Below are 5,783 nucleotides of genomic sequence, written 5' to 3'. Positions count from 1 at the left end.
GCCGCCCCGGGTGGCGTCGGCGGCGGTGCGGACGGCGTCGGCGAGCCCGGCCACGGTGGGTCGGTTCATCAGGGCGCGCAGGAGCGTGTCGTAGAGCAGCCCCTGGGCCTCGGGGATCTCCTCACGGACCCGTCCGGCGAGGCGCGCGACGAGCAGGGAGTCCCCGCCGAGCTGGTAGAAGTCGTCGTCGCGGCCCACGCCGGGCAGCCGCAGCAGGTCCGCCCAGACGGTGGCGAGGCGCTGCTCCAACTCGTCGACGGGGGCGCTGTGGGTCGAGGTCGTCTCGCCCGGCTCCCGTCGGGCCCAGGCGTGCAGCACTGCGGTGTCCACCTTGCCGTTGCCGGTGACCGGGAGGGCGTCGAGGATCTGCGTCTGGGCGGGCACCATGTACTCCGGGAGCCGCTCGGCGAGGTGCCGGTTCAGGTCGTCGACGCGGACGGGTTCCCGGTCGGCCTTGAACCGGGCGGCGAAGACGTGCTGTCCGAGGGGGGCGGTGACGTCGTCGGGGCGGGGCAGGGTGAGGACGGTGTCCGCCTGCGCCTCGGCGAGCAGGTCCCGCCACTGCGCCACGGTCAGGAAGGTCTGGTCGTGGCCGCGTCGCAGGTCCTCGTAGTCCCACTTGTCGGGGTCCTTCTCCGGCATCATGAACTCCATCGAGGTCATGATCTGGACGTTCTCCCTGGTGGTCTCGATGAAGACCAGCCACCCGCCGGGGGCCAGCAGCTCACGGAGCCGGGCCAGCACCACCCCGGCGTGCCGGGAGTTGTGCAGCACGTTGGCGCAGAGCACCACGTCGACGCCGTTGGGGAGGTACCCCTGCTCGCGGGGGTCGGTGTTGATGTCGAGCAGCCCGTACCGGACCCGGTCGCCGAAGCGCCCCTGCGCCTCGGTGAGGAAGAACTGCGACACGTCGGTGAACAGGTAGTCCACGTCGGCGTCGGCCAGTTCGGGGACGACGACGGTACTGGTGCCGCCGACACCGGCACCGACCTCCAGCACCCGCAGGGTGTCCGACCTGTCGGCCGCCAACCGTCGCAGCAGGCCGAGGACGGCGTGGTTGACGTAGCGGCTGATGACGTTGTCGCGGTAGGCGGCGTACGAGGTGTCCAGTCGTCCTTCGGGGAACAGCAGCGGCAGCGGGTCGACCTCGTCGCGCAGCAGCTGCGGCAGGAGCCGGGTGCTGGTCCGGAAGTAGTCGATCAGCTCGGCCTTGTACTGGTCCTCGCGTTGCAGCTCGTCGACGGCGGCCCAGGCGGCGGCCGGGTCGTCGTTGCCGTCGCGGTCGGCGCGGCGGTATCCGTCCCCGGCGCGTTCCAGCAGGCCCGCCGCGACCAGCGCGGCCAGCCACCGGCGGACCAGCCGGTGGTGCCGGGGTGCCACCCCCGCCCGCGCGACGACCTCGTCGGCGGTGTGCCGGTCCCCCGGGTCGGCGAAGAGTCCCGCGCCGGTCAGGGCGTGGAGCATGCCGAGGAGCCCGGCGTGGTCGAGCCGGCGCATGAACTCGGCCAGTTCGTCGCGGTCCACCCCGGCGGTGGTGGCGTCACCGGCGGCCACGGCCGCCGCCGTCAACGCCTCGGCGCGGGGGTCGGTACGGGCGTCCCGACCGGCCGGTTGGACGAACGCGACCAGGCGGCGCTGCGTCGGGTCGTCCCCGTCGACGAGGACGTGGGCCGCCCCGACGCCGGGATGCGCCCCGAGGGCGGCCTCGACCTCGGCCAGTTCGATGCGGTGGCCGCGCACCTTGACCTGACGGTCGCGGCGACCGAGGAACTCCACGACGGCGTCCTGCCGGTAGACGCCGACGTCACCGGTGCGGTAGAGCCGGCCCAGCTCGGGGTGGTGCACGAAGCGTTCGGCGGTCTGCTGCTCGTCGCCGAGGTAGCCCGTCGCCAGTCCGGCCCCGCCGATGTGCAGCTCCCCCGGCACGTGCTCGGGGCAGTGCCGTCCCCAGGCGTCCAGGACGTGGAAGGTCTGGTTGGCCAGGGGGGTGCCGTACGGGATGCTCGGCCAGGTCGGGTCGACCCGGTCGATCGGGTGGAAGATCGACCAGATGCCGGCCTCGGTGGCGCCGCCGAGGCTCACCTGCCGCAGTCGGGGCCACCGGGCACGGACCCGGTCGGGCAGGTGGACGGGGATCCAGTCGCCGCTGAGCAGCGCCAGGCGCAACGAGTCGAGGTCGTCGCGGGGCTCCACCGACAGGTAGTCCTCCAGCAGTTGCAGCTGCACCGGCACCGAGTTCCAGAGCGTGACCCGGTGGGTGGCGACCAGTTCGGCCCAGTGGGAGGGGTCGCCGCGCCGGTCGGCGTCGGGCAGCACCACGAGTCCGCCGACGCCGAGGACCCCGAACACGTCGTACACGCTCAGGTCGAAGCCGAGACCGGCCAGGGCCAGGACCCGGTCGTCGGCGGTGACGTCGAACCGTCGGTTGACGTCGGCGATGGTGTTGAGCGCGGCCCGGTGGGACATCATCACCCCCTTGGGGGCGCCGGTGGAGCCGGAGGTGTAGATGACGTAGGCGAGGTCGTCGGCCGTCCGGGCGGGGGCCGTGGGGGTCGTCGCCGTCGGCTTCACCTTGTCGACGGCGACGACCGGCAGTGTGAGTTCCGGCTGCAGCCAGGACTGGCTCAGGACGTGGCGTACCCGCGCGTCGGCCAGGATCCGGTCGCGCCGGGCAGCGGGCTGTCCGGCCTCGATCGGCAGGTACGCCCCACCGGCGAGCAGCACCCCGAGGACGCCGACGACCTGCTCCCATCCCTTCTCCATGACCAGGGCGACCAGGTCGCCCGGGTTCGTTCCCGCCTCGCGCAGGGCCTCGGCGACCGCCCCGGCCTCGGCGACCAGTTCGCCGTAGGTCAGGGTGCGACGGCCGTCGACGACGGCGGGACGCCCCGGTTCGCGGGCGGCGGCGGCGAGCACGTCGTCGGTGAGCAGTCCTTCGGGGAGGGCAGCGGGGACGTCGTTGACGGCGGCGCGGCGACGCAGTTGCCCTTCGGGGAGGACCACGGGGGACGAATGCGACCAGGTGGACTCCGCACCGGCCAGGCGTCGGAGCAGGTCGTCGAGCTGGGCGAACATCTCGTCGACGACGTCCTCGGCGAGCACCCCCTCCCTGACGTCCCACCGGACGTGCAGGTCACCGTGTTCCTCGACGGCCTGCGCGTCGATCCACACCTGGGGGGTCTGGCTGCGGCCGTACCCGATGCGTCCGTCGAGGTCGTCGGCCGGGGCCGCCGCGTCGTCGGTGACGCCGAGGGTGCTGGTGAACACGACGGGCATGAGCGCCTCGGCGCGTCCACGGCGACGACCGATCTCCCGCATCACCTCGACCCCGCCGAAGGAGCGGTGGTCCATGTCCGCCCAGAGCCGGTCCTGCATGCCCCTGGCGCGCTCGACGAAGGCGGCGTCGCCCGAGGTGTCGACCTCGAGGAGGCTGACTGTGGTGAAGTCGCCGACCAGCCGGTCGACCTGGGGGTGCAGGGGTTCCCGGTTGAGCAGGGTCAGGTTGAGACAGAAGCGCGGGTGTCGGCTCCACCTGCCGATCACCTCGGCGACGGCGGCGAGGACCACAGTCGACGGGGTGAGCCGGTGCGCGCGTGCGTGGGCGCGCAGGGCGTCCCACCGGGTGGCGGGGACCACGGTGCCCAGCCGCCGGAACCGGGCCGGGCCGTCGGCGTGCCGTTCCCGTACCGGCAGTTCGGGGGCGCCCGGGAGGGTGTCCAGCCGGGACATCCAGTACTCCCGGTCCCTGTCGTACGCGGCGGTGTCGCGGGTGCCGCGCCGGGCGAGGAGGTAGTCCCGGAAGGTGATCTCCAGGTCGGGCAGGTCGCCGCCGGTGTAGAGCTGCCGCAACTCGTCGAGCAGGACCTGGGTGCTCAGGTAGTCGGCGACGAGGAAGTCGATGGAGACGTGCAGGACGGCGCGTCCGTCGGTGAGCGTGACCGCCAGGGCGAACAGCGGCCAGCGTTGCGGGTCGTAGCGGTGGTGGTCCATCCGGGCGCGGGTGGCGGCCAGCGCCGTCTCGACCCGGTCGGCGGGTTCGCCGCGCAGGTCGGTCACCGGGACGCGGTAGCGGGGGACGTCGGGTCGGACCTGCTGGGAGCCCTGCGGGTCGAACACGGCGCGCAGCATGTCGTGCCGGTGCACCAGCCGGTCCCAGGCGTCCTCCAGCCGGTCCGGGTCGAGGTCGGTGAACTCCACCTCGGCGTAGACCTGGCAGGGGCTGTCGCCGTAGTCGTACAGGTCGGAGCGGCCCAGCAGGTACGACAGCTGCACCTCGGTCAACGGGAACGGGTCGTGGCGGTGGGCGGGGTCGGGCACCACGGTGGTGGCCTGCGCGGCCAGGTGGGCGAGGACCTCGTCGCGGTGTTCGGTGAGGGCGCGGCGCCGGTGTTCGGTGAGTACGCCCTTCGGGCCGCGGAACCGGAGTCGGCCCTCGTCCTCCCACAGGTGTACGCCGAGATCGCTCAGTTCCGCGACCAGCTCGGCGGCGGTCGGCGTGGTCGGTGAACTGGTCATAGGACGCCTTCCTCGAAGCTGTCGATCAGTTCTGCCGTCTGCGCGACGGTGGGTGCGGCGAAGATCTGCCGCATGGGGATCTCGACCCCGAATCGTTGGCGGATCGCCTCGACCATTCGGGTGGCCAGGAGGCTGTCCCCACCCAACGCGATGAAATTGTCATCACGACGAACCTCACCCACCCCCAACAACTCAACCCAGATCGCCGCCACCCGCTCCTCCACCTCACCCCGAACCGGCTCACCCTCCACCACCGGCCCGTCCTCATCCACCAACCCCACCAACACCCGCCGATCGACCTTCCCATTCACCGTCAACGGCAACTCATCCAACACCACACACACCGACGGCACCGCATACGACGGCAACCGCTCACCCAGAAAATCAGCCAACCCATCCACATCCGCACCCTCACCCGGCACCACGAACGCCACCAACCGCAACGGATCACCCACCGCCAACACCACCGCCGACACCACCGACCCAAACGCCACCAACGCCGACTCCACCTCACCCAACTCGATCCGATGCCCCCGCACCTTCACCTGATCATCAGTACGCCCCAAAAACTCCAACGTCCCATCCGACCAATACCGCCCCACATCCCCAGTCCGATACCACCGCTCACCCGCAAACTCCACAAACCGCTCACCCGTCCGCACCACATCATTGCAATAACCCGACGCCACCCCCACACCACCGATCCACAACTCCCCAGCCACCCAGTCCGGACAATCCCGCCCCCGCCCGTCAACCACCCGAAAACGCTGACCAGACAACGGCACACCATACGGAACCGACGACCACGACTCCGGAACCTCACCCACCTCACACCAATTCGACCACACCGCCGCCTCCGTCGCCCCACCCAATGCCACAAACCGAACCGACGACCCCCCAACCTCCCGCACCCGACCCGGCAGATCCAACCCCACCCAATCCCCAGAAACCAACACCACCCGCAAACCCGACAACCCCGAACCACCCCCACCAGCAGCCACCAACACCATATCCAACAACGCCGGAACCGAATTCCACACCGACACCCCGAACCGACCACACAAATCCAACCAACAATACGGATCCCGCCGATCACCCTCACCCACCAACACCACACCACCACCCACACCCAACAAACCAAAAACATCAAACACCGACAAATCAAAATCCAAAGCCGACACCGCCAGAACCCGATCCCCCTCCCCCACACCAAACCGACCACACACATCCACCACCGTATTCACCGCCGCACCATGCGACACCACCAC

The 5,783-nt window shown here is 70.7% G+C and carries 2 protein-coding genes; both read right to left on the bottom strand.

Going from position 1 to position 5,783, the window contains the following annotated elements:
* The coding region (locus tag ABT336_RS26615) for a non-ribosomal peptide synthetase (RefSeq protein WP_350900230.1) at positions 1-4,515 on the bottom strand (4,515 nt) is incomplete at its 3' end.
* A partial coding sequence (locus ABT336_RS26610; RefSeq protein ID WP_350900228.1) for a non-ribosomal peptide synthetase occupies positions 4,512-5,783 on the bottom strand: 1,272 nt, incomplete at its 5' end. The genes ABT336_RS26615 and ABT336_RS26610, both read right to left, overlap by 4 nt.

Source organism: Micromonospora sp. NPDC000207, assembly GCF_040300925.1.
Lineage (GTDB): Bacteria > Actinomycetota > Actinomycetes > Mycobacteriales > Micromonosporaceae > Micromonospora.
The sequence above is the reverse complement of the archived record's forward strand: the minus strand, read 5'-3'. Positions and strand labels throughout refer to the sequence as shown.